This window comes from Marinobacter sp. MBR-99 (genome assembly GCF_040547575.1).
GTDB lineage: Bacteria > Pseudomonadota > Gammaproteobacteria > Pseudomonadales > Oleiphilaceae > Marinobacter.
The window spans coordinates 13,526-31,556 of the sequence record NZ_JBEPPY010000027.1 but is presented as its reverse complement, the minus strand read 5'-3'; the positions used below and the strand labels follow the sequence as shown (position 1 = coordinate 31,556).

Below are 18,031 nucleotides of genomic sequence, written 5' to 3'. Positions count from 1 at the left end.
ATCATGGCACTGGCAAAACGCATCATCCCCTGCCTGGACGTGGACAAAGGCCGTGTGGTTAAAGGCGTCAACTTCGTGGATATCCGCGATGCCGGCGATCCTGTTGAAGTGGCTCGCCGCTACAACGAGCAGGGCGCAGACGAAATCACCTTCCTGGATATTACTGCCAGCAGCGAAAGCCGCGATACTACCTACGAAACTGTAGAGCGCATGGCGGCAGAAGTGTTTATCCCGCTGACCGTGGGCGGCGGCGTGCGCACGGTAGACGACATACGCAAGCTGCTGAATGCCGGTGCTGACAAGGTGTCTATCAACACTGCCGCGGTATTCAACCCGGAATTCGTAAAAGAAGCTGCCGAACGTTTCGGTCGTCAGTGCATCGTAGTGGCCATTGACGCCAAGCGCGTCAGCGCAGAAGGCGAAGAGCCCCGCTGGGAAATTTTTACCCACGGTGGCCGCAAGCCCACCGGGCTGGATGCGGTGGAATGGGCGAAGAAAATGGTGGATCTGGGCGCTGGCGAGTTGCTGCTGACCAGCATGGACCGGGATGGCACCAAGATTGGTTTTGATCTGGGCCTGACTCGCGCCATCAGTGATGCCGTGGCGGTGCCGGTGATTGCCTCAGGTGGTGTGGGTGAGCTGCAGCATCTGGCGGATGGCGTTACTCAGGGTGGTGCAGATGCGGTACTGGCAGCCTCCATTTTTCACTTCGGCCAGCACACCATTCCCGAGGCCAAGGCCTTTATGAAGGCCCAGGGTATCGAAGTTCGGGATTAACCGTTAATCCTGCTTTGCATAGGCAGGCCGAATGGCCTGCTTCTCGCCTTCCGCAAACATCTCCCGATTGCCATTGCGCATGGCCCAGATACCGCTGACGGTAGCGACCGCAATGCCCTGGGCATCCAGTTCCGGCAAGTGCTTTTCGAGGTAGTCCACGGTCACTTTATGGGGGTGGCCAATGCCGATGGCCGTGCCTTTTTCTTTGGCGGTTTTGATCAGTAGCTGAAACTGCTGGTCTACAAACTCTTCGGTTTGTTCGTGGTCCAGGAATACATCCCGGGTAAGACTGGGAATCCGGTAGGCATCGGCAACCCTGCCGGCGATCGAGTTGGCGATGGTGCGGCTATCAACAAAGTACACCGGGTAGCGATTCAACTCTTTCATAACCCAGTCCATCGGTTGCAACTGCTGGGTCAGCAGGCTGCCCATGTGATTGTTAACGCCGCTTACATGGGGGATGGACTGCAGTGAGCGCCTCAAGGTTTTGGTCAGCGTTGCTTCGTCCATATCCGGTGTAAGCCCGCCGGGCCCCAGGCCAAAGTGCCGGGTATTGGCCATCGGCGCATGCAGCATGATTTCCTTGTTCTGCTGGTAAGCAAGTTTCGCAAGGGAAGTAGTATGTTTGCGGTAGGGCAGGAAGGCCAGTGTCAGCGGCTGTTCCATTTTCGCCAGCCGCTGACCCTCATACAGGTTGTGCCCCATATCATCAATGATGATCGCGATCGTCGGTGGGTACCTGTCACCCCCGGGGCTCGCGGCAAAGGCTGCTGGCCCGACGATCAGGCCGGCGAGCAGAATAACGGTTTTCAATAGCGTCACTGATTTTTGCCCCGGTCCCGCCGGTTAAGAATGTTCATGCCTTTCAGCAGATTCAGCGCGGAACGTAGCTGATAATCCCGCTCCGCTGCGGATGCCGGGGTTTCAGCCTGTTGCTGCCGCTCCTTGCGATCGCGCTCTTCATCCTGGCCTTCAAGATGACCGCTCAGGTCTGCCTCGGTAAAGAAGGGGCGGCCATCAAGCTCGGTCAGCTCAGCAGGGCGCACTTCGATGTCTGGCTTGATGCCCGTGGCCTGTATAGAACGGCCCTCCGGGGTGTAGTAGCGGGCAGTTGTCATCTTGATGGCGTGGGTTTCATCCAGAGGAATGACGGTTTGAACGCTGCCTTTACCAAAGGATTTGGTGCCCATGATTACCGCCCGGCCGTGGTCCTGCAACGCACCCGCCAGAATTTCCGAGGCAGAAGCGGAGCCGCCGTTGATCAGAACGACGATAGGTGTGCCTTCCATGATGTCGCCGGCTTTGGCGCTGAAGCGCAGCCGCGAGCTCTGGATGCGTCCCTCGGTGTAAACAATCAGTCCTTCATCCAGCAAGGCGTCTGCCGTTTCGACGGCTGCCTGCAATACGCCGCCCGGATTGTTGCGAACGTCGATAATCAGGCCATCCAGGTCTCCGCCGTATTCTTCTTCCAGTTTGGTCAGGGCCTGGCGGAACTGCCGTCCGGTTTCGGCCTGGAACTGGGTAATCCGCACATAGCCGTAACCGTTTTCAATCATCCGGGATTTAACGCTGGTTACCTTGATGACATCGCGGGTAACGTCGATCTCGATCGGGGCGCTTTCGCCCTCCCGCATGATGGTCAGGGTCAGTACTGTACCGGGTTTGCCGCGCATCAGTTTGACGGCCTCTTCCAGCGACATGCCTTTAACCGGTTTTTCGTCCAGCTTGATGATCAGGTCGCCGGCCAGTACACCGGCTTTCTGGGCTGGGGTGTCGTCAATCGGGGCAATGACTTTTACGAAACCGTTTTCCATGCCCACTTCAATGCCCAGGCCGCCAAACTCGCCGGAGGTGCTTTCTTCCAGCTCCTCGTAGTCTTTGGGGGCCAGGTAGGTGGAATGGGGATCCAGGTCAGACAGCATGCCTTTGATGGCACTTTCGAGCAGCTTCCGGTCAGAGACCTCTTCAACGTAAGCCGCTTTGATGCGGCTGAAGACTTCGGTGAACTTCCTCAGATCATCCAGGGGTAGCTGTTCTTCCGGGTCAGGGAGCTGGATTTGTACCCGCTCGCCGTTTTGGATACCTTCCAGGATCCGCTGGGTCTGGGCTTCCTGGTCTTGCGCAACAGCCAGGCCGGGGGCGACCAGACAACAGGTGGCAATTGCGATGGCGCGCAGTGGTGAGATCTGGAGTGTACTTCTGACCCGTTTCATTCACATATCCTGTTGTGTTTCCGCAAGTTGGACCAGCTAGTGTCCCGTCTGGCTAATTCCTTAATCTACTGCTTGCCTCTGAGGACTCTGACCAAGGCGTCAGTCTGCAGATGTGGTGGTTCCACATCAAGGACTGACAACACCGGCTCAGAGTCCTCAGAGGCAAGCCCTTCGGGAGCTTCTGAGAAGCCGAAAAGCGTCGTTCTGCTGTCTCGATTTGGAACCACCAAACCTTCACCAGCACGCCTAGCTCTTCGGCTTCTCAGAAGCTCAGTAGATTAAGGAATTAGCCAGACGGGACACTAGGCTCCCGACAGTATGGCGCCCGGCGCGGTGTTTGTCAGCCCTTTGGTTCAGGGTTTGCCAAGCCAGCTGCGGGGGTTGACCGGTTTGCCATTCTGGCGCACTTCAAAATACACCGCCGGATCTTCCGTACCACCGGTGCGCCCGGCCAGGGCAATGGTTTCCCCTGCACCCACCCAGTCTCCAGGGGCGGTGAACAGGCTGCTGCTGTGGCCGTACAATGTCATATAGCCATCCCCATGGTCGATGATCGTTATCAGACCAAAGCCGCGCAGCCAGTTGGCGAAGACCACCCGGCCATAGTGGACGGCTTTTACCTCGGCTTCTTCGGAGGTGTTCATGATGAGACCATTACGGCGAAGCTTGCCATCGGCATAGGTTGCGCCATAGTTGCTCACAACCCTACCCTGGACAGGCCAGGGCAGGCGGTTGCGCAGCGATTTGAAGGGGCGCGACTCGTTGGGTGCCGGAATGCTGGCAATGGCTTCCTGAACTTCTTCCAGTAGCCGCTCCAGCCGCTTGCGGTCTGCTTCCAGATCATCCCGCTCGCCGCGGCGGGTGCGGATGTCGGCATTCAGGGCCGCCAGGGTTTGTTCCCGTTCCTTGCGGGTGCTTGCCAGTTGCTGCTGGCGCTGTTCGAGATTGCTTTCGGTCGTTGCGAGCTCTACCCGGCTGGCCTGGACTGCCGCGCGGGCAGCTTTGAGTTCCTGGAGGCTGGCCTGGAAGGCTTCCAGTCGTTCAACGGTATCTTTGCTGAGGTATTCGTAATAGGTCAGGGTGCGGGCGATCATGCCCGGCTCGATTTCATTGAGCAGAACCTTCAGGGCGGGTGCATCGCCTTCCATCCAGGCAGCACGTATCTGCTTCTTCAAACTGTCCCGTTGTTTTTCGAGGGTCTCGGCCAGCTCGTTTTCCTGTTTCTGCAGTTCAGACAGCCGTTTCTGCTGGTCGTCCGCCCTGGCCCGAAGTTCGCGGCGTTCACGGGTCAGCTCACTGATTCTGCGCTCGGTGGCAACCAGCTGTTTTTCCAGGTCTGATCGATTCCTCTCGGCGCTGACCAACCATTTGTCGATGGTGGCAATACGCTTTTTCAGCGCTTCCACCTGGGCCGGCGTGACTTCCTGTTGGGCAAGCAGCGGTGTGGCCCCCAACGCGAGGGCCAACACCAGTACGGCGAGCCGAGACAACACGTTTGCCAGCGGCCGGATCAGACGAAATCGACCAGGCTGTGCCCGGACATTTCCTTGGGTTGATCGTCGCCCATCAGTGCCAGCAAGGTCGGTGCAATATCGGAAAGGCTGCCGTCATCCTTGAGGGTGACCTTGCGGGGACCGGTGTAGACCAGTGGTACCGGGCCGATGGTATGGGAAGTATGTACCTGGCCAGAGGTCGGGTCGGTCATCTGTTCACAGTTGCCGTGGTCGGCGGTGATCAGTGCTTCGCCTCCTACTTCATCCAGGGCTTCCACCACCCGTTGTACACATTTGTCCAGGCACTCTGCGGCTTTGATGGCGGCATCCAGTTTGCCGGTATGGCCAACCATATCGCCATTAGCGTAGTTGCACACGATCAGATCGTATTTGCCGCTCTTGATGGCTTCCACCAGTTTGTCGGTCACTTCTGGTGCGCTCATCTCTGGCTGCAGGTCGTAAGTCGCTACTTTCGGGGAAGGCACCAGAATGCGATCTTCACCGGCAAACGGGGTTTCCAGGCCGCCGTTGAAGAAGAACGTCACATGGGCGTACTTTTCAGTTTCGGCAATGCGCAACTGGGTCTTACCCAGGGTTGCCATGTATTCGCCAAGGCCGTTGGTGAGCTGTTCGGGCGGGTAGGCGCAGGAGGTTTTGATGTCGGCTGCGTACTCGGTCAACATCACAAAGTCGGCCAGTGCAGGGTGTTTGCGGCGATCAAAACCGTCGAAGCCCTGCTCCACGAAGGTACGGGTCATTTCCCGTGCGCGGTCGGCCCGGAAGTTCATGAACAACACAGAGTCGCCATCGTTGATGGTGCCTTCCGGCTGGCCTTCGGCGCGAATGTGGGTGGCTTTTACGAATTCGTCGTTCTCGCCCCGCTCGTAGGCCTGGTCAAGGGCGGTAACCGGATCTTCAAAGGTAAACTCGGCTTCGCCCAGCGTCATGGCGTTATAGGCGGCTTCCACCCGATCCCAGCGGTTGTCGCGGTCCATGGCGAAGTATCGGCCCACGATAGTGGCTACCCGGCCAACGCCCAGGGCTTTCAGTTTGGTAGCGGCTTTTTCCAGGGACGGGCGGGCGCTACGCGGGGGCATGTCGCGGCCGTCCAGAAAGGCATGGATGTATACTTCTTTGGCGCCTCGAGCAGCCGCAAGCTCGGCGGCCGCCAGAATGTGGTCTTCGTGGCTGTGTACGCCGCCGGGAGACAACAGGCCCATGATGTGAACGGCCTTGCCATTGGCCGCGGCTTTGTCAATGGCGTTGCACAGGGCTTCGTTGCTCTGGAACTTGCCGTCTTCGAGGTCCTTGTCGATACGCGTCAGGCTCTGGTAGACCACCCGGCCGGCACCCAGGTTCATATGGCCCACTTCGGAGTTGCCCATCTGGCCCTGGGGCAGGCCCACAAACATTCCTGAGGTGTTGATCAGGGTCTTGGGCTGACTCTGCCAGAGCTTGTCCCAGAACGGAGTCTGGGCATTGGAAATGGCATTATCTTCAGCCGGGTCCCGGTGGCCCCAGCCGTCGAGAATAATCAGTGCAGTGGGCTTGCGCGTCTCGGTCATCATTTCGTCCGGTTGATTGCGAAAGTAGCGAATTTAAAGTGGGTCAGATTGTAACCGTTTTCATTTGCGCAGGCCACGTAAGGGCATACATCGGTATTATGTATTGGCGCTATGGTTTGGAGCTCGGGTTTGCAGCCAACCGGCGGGGACACTTGCCTTCTTTGAGTCGTTAGGGGTGTGTATAATCCCGCCAAATCAAATTTTCAGGGTAGTTTCATGGACCGCTTGTTTGAATTCGTAGTCAATCATTACATTCTGGTATCACTGTTCGTGGCATTCCTGGTGGCCATTCTGGTGCTGGAGTCCCGTCGGGGCGGCACCAAAATCTCGGCTCAGGGTGCGGTTACGCTGATCAACAAGGACGAGGCGGTAGTGGTGGATATCCGCGATCGCAAGGAATTCGGCGAAGGTCGTATCACCGGCTCCATCAATATCCCTCTGAACAGCCTCAAGAGCCGAGCCAATGAATTGAGCAAGTTCAAAGACAAGCAGATCATTGTGGCGGACAAGATGGGCCAGCATTCGGCCATGGCGGTCAAACAGTTGAATGCAGAGGGCTATACCAATGTGGTGCGCCTGAATGGCGGTATCACCGATTGGAGAGCCAGCAATCTGCCGCTGGTGAAAAAGTAACAGGGCTTGATCTGATTGCCGATCTGTCGCACTGTTTCACATTACCTGCCGGGACCACGCAGTAGACTGTTTCGGCTCACGTGACCATAACAACGGGCTGTTGCCCTTTTTACCAGAACGAAAGGACTGATCATGGCTGAGAATCAGCAAGCCGCAGGCACCGAAAACCAGAACCAACCCCAGTTTGCCCTTCAGCGCATTTATGTGAAGGACCTGTCTTTTGAGTCCCCGAACGCTCCCTTGGTGTTTCAGGAGCAGTGGAAGCCGCAGGTGAACCTGGATCTGAATACCGCCCACAACAAGATCAGTGATAATCAGTATGAAGTGGTGCTGTCGCTGACCGTGACTGCCAAGGTCGGCGAGAAGGTTGCCTACATCGTTGAGATCCAGCAGGCCGGTGTATTCATGGTGTCTGGCATTGAAGGCCCGCAGCTCGGTCAGATGCTGGGCGCTTACTGCCCGACTATTCTGTTCCCCTACGCCCGCGAAGCCATCGACGGTATCGTCAACAAGGGCAGTTTCCCGGCCCTGATGCTGGCGCCGGTGAACTTTGACGCGATTTACGCCCAGGCGCTGAAGCGCAAGCAGGAAGAGGCGGCAGGTGAGGCCAAGGAAGAGCAGACTCACTAAACGTTTGGTTTTCTGGAAATATGAAAAAACCGGCTGAGGCCGGTTTTTTTGTGCGCGCTTGATATTCATCAATCAAAGGGGTTGATCTTTTTCTGAAACAAAACAATAATCGTTCGCATTACGATTATTGGTGTGTGTTATGTTGAATTCGAAGTGTGTTCTCGGGCGGTGGTTGCTGTTCCTTTTGCTTTTGGGAAGTTCCGGCAACCTGATTGCCGAGGCCTTGTATCTGGATGAGCTGGTTGTCACTGGAACGAGAACGGAGCGTCAGTTGCTGGACACTCCTGTGCGCACCGAGGTCGTCACCGCGAAGGAACTTGAGAAAACTCACGCCCGGAGCATGAAAGAAGCGCTGGAGAACGTGCCCGGGGTTCAGCTGCGGGAGGTTCACGGGAAACCCGGGTATGAGGTTTGGTTGCAGGGAATTGAGGCTGACCGGGTCCTGGTGCTGATCGATGGTATGCCGATGACGGCGACGACCGGTTCATCCGTTGATGTCAGTCAGTTGGCTGTCCTTGATATCGAGCGTGTCGAAGTGGTCAAGGGAGCTGTGTCTGCTCAATACGGCAGTGCCGGTATCGGTGGGGTGGTCAACATCATCACCCGTCCGCCAGCTTCCGGGTTCTCTGGTCGTTTCACCGCCGACGTCGGTACCTATGGCGATCAGAACCCTTCTGGGCGTGACGCCGACCCCGCGCGATATTCGGCCCGAGCCTCGGTCCAGGGTGGCAATGAACAGCTGGCCCTTCGATTATCCGCATCACACCAGCATTCCGATGGCATCGACCCGCGGCCAGAGACCTGGGCACGACCGGGCGATGAATACGACCGAACCGACCTTAGCTTCCGCACTGACTGGTTTCCAAACAGCAACCACCGGCTGAGCGCTGCGGTCGCCCGATTCGAAGAGGAGTCCGGGTCACGGTTTACCGAACGCAACCCGCCTTTTGTTATCAATCAGGGTAAGGATGAGACAGTCACTCGCACCCGCTATACCCTGGCTGGCGATCATGGTCGCAATTCAGATCTGCGTGCCGGTTGGGCCGCTGTCCATGAGACCCTCAACGACGATACCTTGAAATACACGGCCAGCAGTGTCTTTGATGACCGTCGTGCCGAATCTACTCTGTCTCGTTTTTCTGCCCATTTGGGCAAGCCGGTGGGGCTCGGTCATCACTTGCAGGCTGGTGTCGATGTTAACCGCGAAACCCTCAAGCAGACCAAGGACGGCGCTTCCGAACTGGGTGCTGAGCCTCGCCGACAGCGTGAGAGCCAGGAGGTCTGGGTTCAGGACACCTGGATGCCCACCGCGAATCTTGAGTTGGTGCCCGGCGTCCGTTTCCAGAATGACTCCGATTTCGGAACCCACACCGCCCCCAAGATCAATGCGCGCTACGACCTGATCCGGACTGATTCTCTGACCGGCTTCCTCCGCGCTGGTGTCGGCGCTGGATATCGGGTGCCGAATCTCAAGGAGCGGCACTTCACTTTTGACCACAGTCAGCTTGGCTACATCGTGCAGGGGACGCCTGATCTGGAGCCGGAGCAATCCGTCAGCTACCAGTTTGGAGGAGGCCTGTCCTGGAACCGGTCTGCATGGCTGGAAGCCAACGCCTTCTTTAATGACATCGAGCAACTGATCCAGACCTCGCCGGATGCCGAGGCTACCGAGGCGCGGAACGACGGAGTTCAGGTCTTCTCCTATGAAAACCTTGCCGAGGCAAGAACCTGGGGATTCGAGACCACGGCTGGCTGGGAACCCTCTGAGCACTGGCGACTCACCGCCGGCTATACCCTGACCCGAACCGAAGACGTGGCAACAGGCGATGAGCTTAATCGCCGCCCGAGGCATCAGGTACGCCTCGGGCTGGATGGTCCGCTTTGGCTGCCCGGATTGTCCTGGAGTGCGAGGCTTCGGTACCAGAGTGAAGAGTTCGTGAATGCGGCCTCAGGAACCGAGTCCCCGGGGTATGCAACGGCCGACCTGAAGTTGAACTACCAGTTCTCCGACCAGCTTCGATTGTTCGCCGGAGCCGAGAACATTAGCGGCGAACAGCGTGATTTTTCCAATGCCAGTGAAGATTTCAGACCGGTTGCCGGGCGTTTCCTCTACGCCGGGCTAACGGTTTCCTTTGGCCAATGATGCCCGAACACCCGAAAAACATATGAAGGAGACATCCATGGAACTTTTCGATAACAGGCCTCTGGCCGTTGTGCTGGCTACCCTGGCTCTGACGGCCTGTGGTGGAGGTAGTGACAACTCCATCGCGGAGGACGATGCAGATAATGTCAGCGATTTTTCCGAGCAGTTGCTGCCCGCGGCAACGGAGACCGTCTACCTCAATCTGGAAACCGGAGCGATGGTGGAGGAAGGTGGCGACTGGCACATTGCCGCCAACCGTTTGAGTTTCAGGGTGAACAGCGGTGCCTCCGGAACCGGCAGTGTTGTCGGTGCTCTGGCTATTGCCCAGGACGATTTTTACGATGGTAATGGCGACCCCGTCGCGAATATGTTCACCAACGCGACCGCCAACTCCGAGCAGGAGCACTTGCTGGGCATTCTTGAAGAGCCGGCTAGCTGGCAGGAGGATGCCTTTGCCAGTGCATTTGGGGCCTCAGATACCTGGTCTCAATATGATTTTGCCACGGGCGTGATCAGCGAGGCAGACGATGTTGGCTATCTGGTGCGTTCTGCCGAGGGAAATAGCTATGCCCGAATGCGGGTTGTCGACTTCAATTTCCCGACCCGCGGAGGACAAGGTATTGAGGATTTCACACTGGAGTTTGACGTGCAGGCCTCTGGCGCGTCGCAATTCAGCACCACACCAGTCACATTCACACCCCCCTGCAGGCTATGACGGCGGCGACGTATGCTTCGATTTTGACTCAGATGCCGTTGTTGATTGTGATACCAGCGACAACTGGGACGTCCAGGTCGGCTTCTCTGGTCGGGACTGGTACCTGAAATCCAACAGCGGTGTGTCTGGCGCCGGTAAAGGCGGGGCCTCCGACCCGATGACCTGGAGCGAACTTGCCGCCAATGACAGCGATCCGGGTGTTCCCCAGCTCTACAACACGGACTCAACCGGCGGGGTATTCACGGATAACACCTGGTACGCCTACAACCTGACCAACCAACACAAAATCTGGCCCAACTTCCGAACCTTTCTGATTAAGGCGGAGGCTGATGATCCTGAGTCCACGGTCTGGGCGTTGCAGATCGTCGGATACTACGACCAGAACGGAACCAGCGGGCAGCCTACGGTGCGTTGGTTGCCGGTGGAACTTCAGCAAGCCGAGGAGTAAGTCATGCAACAGGCAATAGCCGATTCAGTAAGTGTGCCGGACAACCTGCCGGCACGATGGGAAGCCATCAGACAACAGGAGCCGAATCTCAGGATCCGCCAGGTCGCAGACCGGCTTGGGGTCAGCGAAATGGAGCTTGTACGACTCCGGGAGCGCGATGCCGTCGTTCCACTCGTAAACGAATTTAGTCAGATCCTTGGAGCCCTGGAGCAGGTCGGACCGGTGATGATTCTTGCCCGCAACAACGAGGTAGTTCATGAAGTTACCGGTTGCTTCAGAGACTTCACGATTGGCGGCTCTGGAGCTATGGGGCTGGCGGTTGGAGAGATTGACATACGGGTGTTTTTCAAACACTGGGCCTGGGGCTACCGGGTACTGGAGCAGGTGCGGTCCGGGCTACGGGAAAGCCTTCAGTTTTTCGACCAGTACGGCACGGCCATTCACAAGATCTATCGAGTGGACACGACCGATGCGGATGCCTGGGAAAAAATGGTCGAACGCTTTACAGCAGCCCGCCAGGAAGCCTTTAAACCGGTAGGCCGGCGAGAGACATTGCAGCGTTCGTCCCCGGAAACCGTGGATGTTGATGCGCTGCGCACTGGCTGGGAGAAACTCAAAGATGTCCATCATTTTGGAGCTCTGTTAAAGCGTGCCGGTGCTGACCGCCTGACAGCGCTCGAACTGGTGCGTGGTGAGTGGGCCACGGAGCTGCAGTCAGGGGATCAGAATGTGCTGGATCGGTTGCTGGGATTGCTGAGAGACAACCAATGCCCGGCGATGTTCTTTGTCGGCAATCCCGGGATTGTCCAGATCTTTACCGGGGGTGTCACAAATGTTCGCCGCACTGGCCCCTGGATGAACGTACTGGATTCGGGCTTCAACCTGCACGCTAACACCGACGGTATCAAACGCTGGTGGTTGGTACGACGTCCGTCCACCGATGGTCTGATCACATCTGTGGAAGCTTTCAATGGAGACGGAGAACTGGTCCTGACGGTTTTTGGTGAACGTAAACCCGGCATTCCGGAATCGGAACTCTGGCGTGAACAGGTCGCAACGCTTGAGGCTTTGTCATGAGGCTGCGATGGCCCCTGTTCATTCTGATTGGATTGTCGCTGGCATCGGGCTCGGTGTTTGCCGAACCGAGCCGCCTGGTGACTGCAGACGGTGCCATCACCGAAATCGTCTATCGCCTTGGGCAGGAGTCGCGCCTGGTTGGAGTGGATACCACCAGCGGTTATCCGGAGCAAACGGCTGAGCTACCCACGGTTGGTTATCTGCGCGCTTTGCCTTTCGAGGGCGTTCTGGCACTGAAGCCGGATATGCTGATTACCTCAGAGCAGGCAGCGCCCGCCCGGAATCTTGAGCGCCTCGCGCGCGCCGGGGTTCGGGTTGCGCAACTGCCGTCGCGGTGGACCGCGGAGGCAGCGCTGGAGCGCATATTGTCTGTTGGCGAGCTGCTCGGGGCAACCGAGGAAGCGCAGGCTCTGGTGGCTGGCGTCGAGGCGGATATCCGCCGGATTCAACAGAACACCGGAAACCGTGATTACCAGCCCAGAATCCTGTTCATCCTCGCCGCTGGCAACCACTCGGTCATGTTGGCCGGGTCGGAGACTGCAGCGAATGCTCTGGTTGAACTGATCGGGGCCGAAAATGCCGCCCAGGGTATTAAAGGGTACAAACCGGCCAATCGGGAGGCGATTCTTGCTTCCCGCCCTGATGCGGTGGTGATCGCGGAATCCACTCCGGGCCAGTTCGACATTTCGGGGTGGCCAGAGGTTGAACGCCTTGAAGCATGGCAGTCCGGGCATCGGCTGGTGGCCGACAGTATGTTCCTGCTTGGCTTCGGCCCTCGCTTGCCGGAAGCGATGGCGGCGCTTAACGATGCCTTGCCCGGCCAAAGGGAAATAGCCGCCAATGATCCGTGACCATTCCGGTCGTTTGCCGTTGGCGCCGGCGCTCTTGTTGCTGGGAGCTCTCCTGGCGGTTGCGGCCCTGGCATCGATTGGTAGTGGTGCCTACGACCTTGCACTGATGGATATTCTCAAGGTCGTTGCCGGCCGGGAAGCTTCGGATCCGGTAGCGGCTATGGTTGTGTTGGAAGTCCGGTTACCCCGGTTTCTACTCGGCTTTCTGGTTGGAGCTGTATTGGGGGTTTCCGGCGCGATACTACAGGGACTTTTCCGAAACCCCCTGGCAGATCCTGGCCTGATAGGTGTCTCCGCTGGTGCGTCACTGGCCGCCATTGCCGTCATCGTTCTTGGCGGGACGGCCCTTGGTGGTTGGGTGACCCTGGCGGGGCAGTGGGCGTTGCCCCTGGCCGCGTTTGCCGGCGGTAGTGGCACCGTCATTCTGGCCTGGCGAATTGCCAGTCGTGCTGGCCAGACGGCTGTGGCAACGCTTCTGTTGGCGGGTATTGCCATTAACGCAGTGGCGGGCGCAGCAACCGGTTTGCTGACGTTCTACGCAAGCGATGAGGAATTAAGATCCCTGACGTTCTGGACAATGGGAAGCCTTGGCCATGCTGCCTGGGACGATCTTGTTTTAGGTGCACCTTTCATGATCCTGGCTTTAATGGCAGCACCCTGGCTGGCCAGACCACTGGACGCGTTTTTGTTGGGCGAATCGGTAGTGGGCCACTTGGGGTATCGAACAGCCACCGTTAAGAAGGTAGCGATACTGGTTGTCGGGCTGGGTGTTGGCGCAGCCGTGGCTGTTAGCGGACTGATCGGCTTTGTCGGATTGGTTGTGCCGCACCTGGTAAGGCAGCTGCTGGGGGCGAGTCATCGAGTGGTGTTGCCAGTCAGTGCGCTGATGGGGGGAACTCTGTTGGTTGCGGCTGATGCCATCGCGCGCGTTGTTGTTGCACCCGCCGAGCTGCCCATCGGGCTGATGATGTCTCTGATCGGAGGTCCGTTTTTTCTGGGTTTGCTCATGCGGAGAAAGGTGATGTGATGGTCCTGGAAATTCAGAACTTGAGTGTATCGTTAGCGGGAACGGAGATTGTCAGCGATATCAATCTGACGGTGTCTGCTGGTGAAGTATTGATGCTGCTGGGGCCGAATGGTGCGGGTAAGTCAACGCTTATGAAAGCACTGGCTGGAGAATTGCCGTACCGGGGCCGGATCCGTCTAGCCGGCCGCGAACTTGGTGGCTGGTGCCCGGGTGAGCTGGCACGCCATCGGGCAATTATGCCTCAGAGTGTTGAGGTTAACTTCCCACTGACGGTGGAGGAAGTGGTGGCCCTTGGTCGTCCGGCCGCAACCCGCCGATGCGTGGATTCCGTGGCAGAAACCCTGATGGAAGCCCTGGAGATCAAGCATTTGCGGCATCGGCTGGTGCCGGGATTGTCCGGCGGGGAACAGCAGAGGTTGCAGCTGGCCAGGGTGCTGGGACAGATATGGGATACCCGGCAGGATCGACTGTTATTGCTGGACGAGTGCACGTCGGCACTGGACCCTGCGCACCAACAGATGGTGCTGGAGTTGGTGGGCGCAATGGCCCGGGAGCACGGGGTGGCCGTGCTGGCCATTGTCCATGACCTTAATCTTGCGGCTCAGTTTGCAGACCGAATGGTGGTCATGAAGTCCGGCCGCTGCTTTCATGAAGGGGGCTCCAGTGAGGTACTGACGCCGTCACTATTGAAAGCGGTTTACGGCTATCGGGCCCGGGTTATCCAACTCCCTGAGGGCTATCCGCTGGTCATTCCCCTTGCCAGCGGGAGTGCTCAGACGGCGCCGTTGAATCCGGTCTGCCGCCAGGCCTCATAAACCACCAGGGCCGCGGTATTGGACAGGTTCAGGCTGCGGCTCTCCGGGCGCATGGGCACCCGCAGCCGGTTCTGTTCTGGCAGGGCTTCCCGAACGTCTACTGGCAGCCCTCGGGTTTCCGGCCCAAACATCAGGTAGTCGCCATCCTGGAAATCGGCCTCGTGATAGTGGCGGCTGCCTTTCGTGGTGAGTCCGAACAGCCTTGCGGGCTGTTCGGTTTCCAGGAAGCTGGCGTAATCCGGGTGGATCTTTACGGTGGCGTACTCGCTGTAATCCAGCCCGGCCCTACGCATCTGTTTGTCCTCCAGGGAAAACCCCAGCGGTTCAATCAGGTGCAGCTGACAGCCGGTGTTGGCGCAGAGCCGGATGATATTGCCGGTATTGGGCGGTATCTCCGGCTCATAGAGTACAACGTGCAGCACCGTGCTTAGCGTTCCACGGCCAGGGCAACACCCATGCCACCACCGATGCACAAGGTTGCCAGGCCTTTCTTGGCGTCCCGGCGCACCATTTCGTGCAGCAGGGTAACCAGAATACGGCAGCCGGAGGCGCCGATCGGGTGGCCAATGGCAATGGCGCCGCCGTTCACGTTGACCTTGCTGGTATCCCAGCCCATGTCCCGATTGACGGAGATGGCCTGGGCCGCGAAGGCTTCGTTGGCTTCGATCAGGTCCAGCTCTGCGGCCGTCCAGCCGGCCCGCTCTAGGCAGCGCTGGCTGGCGGGAATCGGGCCGGTACCCATGATGGTGGGGTCAACGCCAGCATTGGCGTGGGCCTTGATGGTGGCCAGCGGGGTCAGGCCCAGTTCCTTGGCTTTCTCGGCACTGCACACCATCACAGCGGCGGCACCGTCGTTCAGGGATGAGGCGTTGCCGGCCGTCACGGAGCCGTCTTTCTTGAACGCCGGGCGCAGTTTGCCAAGGCTGTCTCCGGTCACGCCGTCGCGGGGGCATTCGTCTTTGCTGACTACCAGCGGGTCGCCCTTTCGCTGGGGAATGGTGATCGGAACAATCTGGCCGTCAAAATAGCCGGCGTTCTGGGCAGCCACGGCTTTTTGCTGGGAGGCTGCGGCGAATTCGTCCTGCTCGTCCCGGCTGATACCGTACTTCTCCACGATGTTTTCGGCGGTGATACCCATGTGGTAATCGTTGAAGGCATCCCACAGACCATCGTTCACCATGGTGTCGACCATGCTCCAGTTGCCCATGCGCTGGCCATTACGGCTGTTGGGCAGAACGTGCGGCGCCTGGCTCATGCTTTCCTGGCCACCAGCGATGATCATCTCGGCATCGCCGCACTGGATGGCCTGCACGGCCATGTGCACGGCCTTCAGGCCGGAACCACACACCTTGTTGATGGTAATCGCGGGGGCGGAGCTGGGCAGGCCGGCATTGATGGCTGCCTGTCGGGCAGGGTTCTGGCCGCAACCGGCAGTCAGTACCTGGCCCAGGATGACTTCATTGATCTGTTCGCCGGCCACGCCGGTTTCTTCCATCAGCGCCTTGATGACGGCGGAACCAAGCTGGTCGGCCCGCAGGCTGGACAGGCCACCACCAAAACTGCCAACTGCGGTACGTTTTGCGGTAACAATCACGACATCACGCATGGGAATTCTCCGTTTATAAGGGCAGGATCAGAAAGATGCCCGCCGGCGTGTGAATCAGGATGGCAGGCATTGTAGCGGGAAAGCCCGGTTCGGCCAAAACAACCAAGGTATGAGTTGTTTTGGCTTGCGGGGGGAAGGATTTACATATTCAGGCTGCGGCCGCCGTCGACGGAGAGCACCTGCCCGGTGATAAAAGGTGCATCGCACAAGAGGAAGGCGATGGCACCGGCAATGTCGTCCGGGTTGCCGGTGCGGGCCAGGGGTGTTTTGTCCAGAATGGCCTGCTGGTAAACCGGGTCGATTTCGGCCTCGCCCTCTGGCCACAGGATAGCGCCGGGCGATACACCGTTTACCCTGATCTCCGGGGCATGATCTTTGGCCCACGATCGGGTGAGGGCGGCCAGGCCCGCTTTACTCGCACAATACAGGGGGTGATGGTTCAGCGGCTTCTCGCTGTAGATATCGATAAGGTTCACCACCGCTCCGTTGTTCTTTTTCAGCTCTGGCAGGCAGTGTTTGAGCAGAAAGAATGGCGCTTTCAGGTTGGCGCCCATGACGGCGTTCCAGTCGTCTTCGCCAGAGTCTTCGGTGGTTCTGGGATAGAAGACTGAGGCGTTGTTGACCAGGCCATCCAGCCGTTCCCAATGTTGGCAGGCGGTTTTGGCCAGCTTGGCAACCTGTTCAGTGTCTGCCAGGTCTGCCTGTATCGAGGTGGCTGAGTCGGGCCGTTCCCGATTCAGTTTCGCCACCAGTTCGGTCGCTTGGTCGGCCCTCGAACGATAGTGGATGACTAGGTTCCAGCCCCGGGCGTGCAGGACCTCTGCCGTGCGGGCGCCGAGTCGGTGGGCAGCGCCGGTAATCAGGACAACGGGGGCAGCCATACACAATTCCTCTGGTCAGTTGGTCAATGCCTGTTTGATACGTGCCAGCCGCTCGTTGCGGATTGCATCGCCCAGGGCTTTTCCTTTGTGGCCCTGTTTGATCAGGTCTTGGGGGTTGACCGCCAGGGCCAGACGGGCGGCCGTGTCCAGTTGGCTGAGGAACTCAGACTGGTCGGGGTTAACTGTGCAGCTCAGAGTTTCCTGTAAGTGGGCAAAGCGCTCTGGGCGGCGCCAGAGATCGGCTTTCTCCAGTAACTCCATGGCCTGTTCCGGGCCAGGAGCAGGCTGGCTCGATTCGGCGAGTTGGCCCATAAAACGGCCGACCAGGTGCACCATGTCCTTGCAGTCGTTCGGACTTTTCATGGCTTTGGCACGGGTAACAGCTGCGGCTTCCGGGACGGCGCACAGGAGCGCGGCGAAGCGCTGGGACGTGTTGCCGTTCTTCCGATGTACGCAATGAAGAGCCTGCAGCCCATGCTGCAACATCGCCGGTCTGGCCAGCTCAGGAATCAGAATCTCCAGCGCCCCAACGTCTTTGAGTACATCGAAAAACACGCCGGGAGCTTTTTCATGCAGTGCTCGCTGAACCTCTTGCCACACGCGCTCCGGTACAAGATCTCCCAGCTCGCCTTTACTGACCATCTCGCGCATAAGGGCCATGGTTTCCTGGCATACACTAAAACCCATAGGCTGCAGGCGCGCCGCAAACCGGGCGGTTCTCAGGATGCGTAGCGGGTCTTCGGCGAACGCTTCGGACACATGGCGCAGTTTTCGTTGTTCAAGATCGCCGTGACCATGGAACGGATCAACCAGCTCGCCCTCTTCGGTTTCCGCCATGGCATTGATGGTCAGATCGCGGCGTTTCAGGTCCTGCTCAAGGGTGACATCGGGTGCGCTGTACACGGTGAACCCGTGGTAACCCCGGCCCTGCTTGCGTTCGGTGCGGGCCAGCGCGTATTCCTCGTGGGTTTTCGGGTGCAGGAACACCGGAAAATCGGCCCCTACCTGCTTGAAACCTCTCGCCCGCATCTCATCCGGTGTGCTGCCAACCACGACCCAGTCCCGGTCTTTCACCTCAAGGCCGAGCAGTTTGTCCCGAACGGCGCCGCCTACCAGATAGGTTTGCATGAAGCTGGGGTTTCCTTTGGTGTGTGGGT

Annotated in this window: 18 protein-coding genes; 10 read left to right on the top strand and 8 right to left on the bottom strand. The window is 58.6% G+C overall.

Annotated elements, in window-relative coordinates; all coding sequences use genetic code 11:
* Nucleotides 1–3 precede the first annotated feature (3 nt).
* The gene (gene hisF, locus ABIE59_RS18560; RefSeq protein ID WP_072676352.1) at nucleotides 4–777 is read left to right on the top strand and encodes an imidazole glycerol phosphate synthase subunit HisF; all 774 of its coding nucleotides are present in this window, start codon (nucleotides 4–6) and stop codon (nucleotides 775–777) included.
* Nucleotides 778–780: 3 nt separating this feature from the next.
* Here the strand turns inward: hisF and ABIE59_RS18555 are convergent, their stop codons facing one another.
* The 4 genes from ABIE59_RS18555 to gpmI all read right to left on the bottom strand — a co-directional run bounded on the left by ABIE59_RS18555 (nucleotide 781) and on the right by gpmI (nucleotide 6,048).
* A complete protein-coding gene (locus ABIE59_RS18555; protein WP_354449197.1) occupies nucleotides 781–1,563 on the bottom strand; it encodes a divergent polysaccharide deacetylase family protein in 783 nt (260 codons plus the stop codon).
* A 32-nt stretch (nucleotides 1,564–1,595) separates the two neighbouring features.
* A complete protein-coding gene (locus ABIE59_RS18550; RefSeq protein ID WP_354449182.1) occupies nucleotides 1,596–2,990 on the bottom strand; it encodes a S41 family peptidase in 1,395 nt (464 codons plus the stop codon).
* Between the two features lie 353 nt (nucleotides 2,991–3,343).
* Nucleotides 3,344–4,480, bottom strand: a complete 1,137-nt coding sequence (locus tag ABIE59_RS18545; protein ID WP_354449180.1) for a murein hydrolase activator EnvC family protein — start codon at nucleotides 4,478–4,480, stop codon at nucleotides 3,344–3,346.
* Between the two features lie 20 nt (nucleotides 4,481–4,500).
* Entirely contained in the window at nucleotides 4,501–6,048 is a 1,548-nt protein-coding gene (gene gpmI / locus ABIE59_RS18540) for a 2,3-bisphosphoglycerate-independent phosphoglycerate mutase (RefSeq protein ID WP_354449195.1), read from the bottom strand.
* Between the two features lie 216 nt (nucleotides 6,049–6,264).
* Here gpmI and ABIE59_RS18535 point away from each other — a divergent pair, with 216 nt between their 5' ends.
* The 9 genes from ABIE59_RS18535 (at nucleotide 6,265) to ABIE59_RS18495 (ending at nucleotide 14,387) form a co-directional block, all read left to right on the top strand.
* A complete protein-coding gene (locus ABIE59_RS18535; RefSeq protein WP_061332982.1) occupies nucleotides 6,265–6,681 on the top strand; it encodes a rhodanese-like domain-containing protein in 417 nt (138 codons plus the stop codon).
* Nucleotides 6,682–6,813: 132 nt separating this feature from the next.
* Nucleotides 6,814–7,311 carry a protein-export chaperone SecB gene (gene secB / locus ABIE59_RS18530; protein ID WP_058090491.1) on the top strand — a complete coding sequence of 166 codons (498 nt, stop codon included), beginning with the start codon at nucleotides 6,814–6,816 and terminating at the stop codon, nucleotides 7,309–7,311.
* A 139-nt stretch (nucleotides 7,312–7,450) separates the two neighbouring features.
* Nucleotides 7,451–9,454 carry a TonB-dependent receptor plug domain-containing protein gene (locus ABIE59_RS18525; RefSeq protein WP_354449177.1) on the top strand — a complete coding sequence of 668 codons (2,004 nt, stop codon included), beginning with the start codon at nucleotides 7,451–7,453 and terminating at the stop codon, nucleotides 9,452–9,454.
* 37 nt (nucleotides 9,455–9,491) lie between these two features.
* Nucleotides 9,492–10,169, top strand: coding sequence for an HmuY family protein (locus ABIE59_RS18520; protein WP_354449175.1), 678 nt, complete (start codon nucleotides 9,492–9,494; stop codon nucleotides 10,167–10,169).
* Nucleotides 10,096–10,617: an HmuY family protein gene (locus tag ABIE59_RS18515; protein ID WP_354449199.1), complete on the top strand. Its 522-nt coding sequence runs from the start codon at nucleotides 10,096–10,098 to the stop codon at nucleotides 10,615–10,617. The genes ABIE59_RS18520 and ABIE59_RS18515 overlap by 74 nt, the downstream gene beginning before the upstream one ends.
* A 3-nt stretch (nucleotides 10,618–10,620) precedes the next feature.
* Nucleotides 10,621–11,694, top strand: coding sequence for a hemin-degrading factor (locus ABIE59_RS18510; protein WP_354449173.1), 1,074 nt, complete (start codon nucleotides 10,621–10,623; stop codon nucleotides 11,692–11,694).
* A complete protein-coding gene (locus tag ABIE59_RS18505; protein WP_354449171.1) occupies nucleotides 11,691–12,545 on the top strand; it encodes a heme/hemin ABC transporter substrate-binding protein in 855 nt (284 codons plus the stop codon). Before ABIE59_RS18510 ends, ABIE59_RS18505 begins: the two co-directional genes overlap by 4 nt.
* Nucleotides 12,535–13,572 carry a FecCD family ABC transporter permease gene (locus ABIE59_RS18500; protein ID WP_106694650.1) on the top strand — a complete coding sequence of 346 codons (1,038 nt, stop codon included), beginning with the start codon at nucleotides 12,535–12,537 and terminating at the stop codon, nucleotides 13,570–13,572. Before ABIE59_RS18505 ends, ABIE59_RS18500 begins: the two co-directional genes overlap by 11 nt.
* Entirely contained in the window at nucleotides 13,572–14,387 is an 816-nt protein-coding gene (locus tag ABIE59_RS18495) for a heme ABC transporter ATP-binding protein (RefSeq protein WP_354449193.1), read from the top strand. The genes ABIE59_RS18500 and ABIE59_RS18495 overlap by 1 nt, the downstream gene beginning before the upstream one ends.
* Here ABIE59_RS18495 and trmL read toward each other — a convergent pair.
* From trmL to ABIE59_RS18475, 4 genes are all read right to left on the bottom strand, one after another.
* Complete coding sequence (gene trmL / locus ABIE59_RS18490; RefSeq protein WP_354449169.1) at nucleotides 14,345–14,809, bottom strand: tRNA (uridine(34)/cytosine(34)/5-carboxymethylaminomethyluridine(34)-2'-O)-methyltransferase TrmL; 465 nt, start codon at nucleotides 14,807–14,809, stop codon at nucleotides 14,345–14,347. The genes ABIE59_RS18495 and trmL overlap by 43 nt on opposite strands.
* A gap of 5 nt (nucleotides 14,810–14,814) precedes the next feature.
* Nucleotides 14,815–15,993, bottom strand: coding sequence for an acetyl-CoA C-acetyltransferase (locus tag ABIE59_RS18485; RefSeq protein ID WP_354449167.1), 1,179 nt, complete (start codon nucleotides 15,991–15,993; stop codon nucleotides 14,815–14,817).
* A 140-nt stretch (nucleotides 15,994–16,133) separates the two neighbouring features.
* The gene (locus ABIE59_RS18480; protein ID WP_354449165.1) at nucleotides 16,134–16,874 is read right to left on the bottom strand and encodes a pteridine reductase; all 741 of its coding nucleotides are present in this window, start codon (nucleotides 16,872–16,874) and stop codon (nucleotides 16,134–16,136) included.
* Nucleotides 16,875–16,889: 15 nt separating this feature from the next.
* Nucleotides 16,890–18,002 carry a tRNA nucleotidyltransferase/poly(A) polymerase-related protein gene (locus ABIE59_RS18475; protein WP_354449163.1) on the bottom strand — a complete coding sequence of 371 codons (1,113 nt, stop codon included), beginning with the start codon at nucleotides 18,000–18,002 and terminating at the stop codon, nucleotides 16,890–16,892.
* Nucleotides 18,003–18,031: the final 29 nt, after the last annotated feature.

Excerpts from the sequence above, each read along its gene's own strand:
- ABIE59_RS18480 (WP_354449165.1), bottom strand. The coding sequence starts at position 16,874 with ATGGCTGCCCCCGTTGTCCTGATTACCGGCGCTGCCCACCGACTCGGC.
- hisF (WP_072676352.1), top strand. The coding sequence starts at position 4 with ATGGCACTGGCAAAACGCATCATCCCCTGCCTGGACGTGGACAAAGGC.
- ABIE59_RS18475 (WP_354449163.1), bottom strand. The coding sequence starts at position 18,002 with ATGCAAACCTATCTGGTAGGCGGCGCCGTTCGGGACAAACTGCTCGGC.
- ABIE59_RS18520 (WP_354449175.1), top strand. The coding sequence starts at position 9,492 with ATGGAACTTTTCGATAACAGGCCTCTGGCCGTTGTGCTGGCTACCCTG.
- ABIE59_RS18525 (WP_354449177.1), top strand. The coding sequence starts at position 7,451 with ATGTTGAATTCGAAGTGTGTTCTCGGGCGGTGGTTGCTGTTCCTTTTG.
- ABIE59_RS18535 (WP_061332982.1), top strand. The coding sequence starts at position 6,265 with ATGGACCGCTTGTTTGAATTCGTAGTCAATCATTACATTCTGGTATCA.
- ABIE59_RS18510 (WP_354449173.1), top strand. The coding sequence starts at position 10,621 with ATGCAACAGGCAATAGCCGATTCAGTAAGTGTGCCGGACAACCTGCCG.
- ABIE59_RS18505 (WP_354449171.1), top strand. The coding sequence starts at position 11,691 with ATGAGGCTGCGATGGCCCCTGTTCATTCTGATTGGATTGTCGCTGGCA.
- ABIE59_RS18485 (WP_354449167.1), bottom strand. The coding sequence starts at position 15,993 with ATGCGTGATGTCGTGATTGTTACCGCAAAACGTACCGCAGTTGGCAGT.
- ABIE59_RS18495 (WP_354449193.1), top strand. The coding sequence starts at position 13,572 with ATGGTCCTGGAAATTCAGAACTTGAGTGTATCGTTAGCGGGAACGGAG.
- gpmI (WP_354449195.1), bottom strand. The coding sequence starts at position 6,048 with ATGACCGAGACGCGCAAGCCCACTGCACTGATTATTCTCGACGGCTGG.
- ABIE59_RS18550 (WP_354449182.1), bottom strand. The coding sequence starts at position 2,990 with ATGAAACGGGTCAGAAGTACACTCCAGATCTCACCACTGCGCGCCATC.
- ABIE59_RS18500 (WP_106694650.1), top strand. The coding sequence starts at position 12,535 with ATGATCCGTGACCATTCCGGTCGTTTGCCGTTGGCGCCGGCGCTCTTG.
- secB (WP_058090491.1), top strand. The coding sequence starts at position 6,814 with ATGGCTGAGAATCAGCAAGCCGCAGGCACCGAAAACCAGAACCAACCC.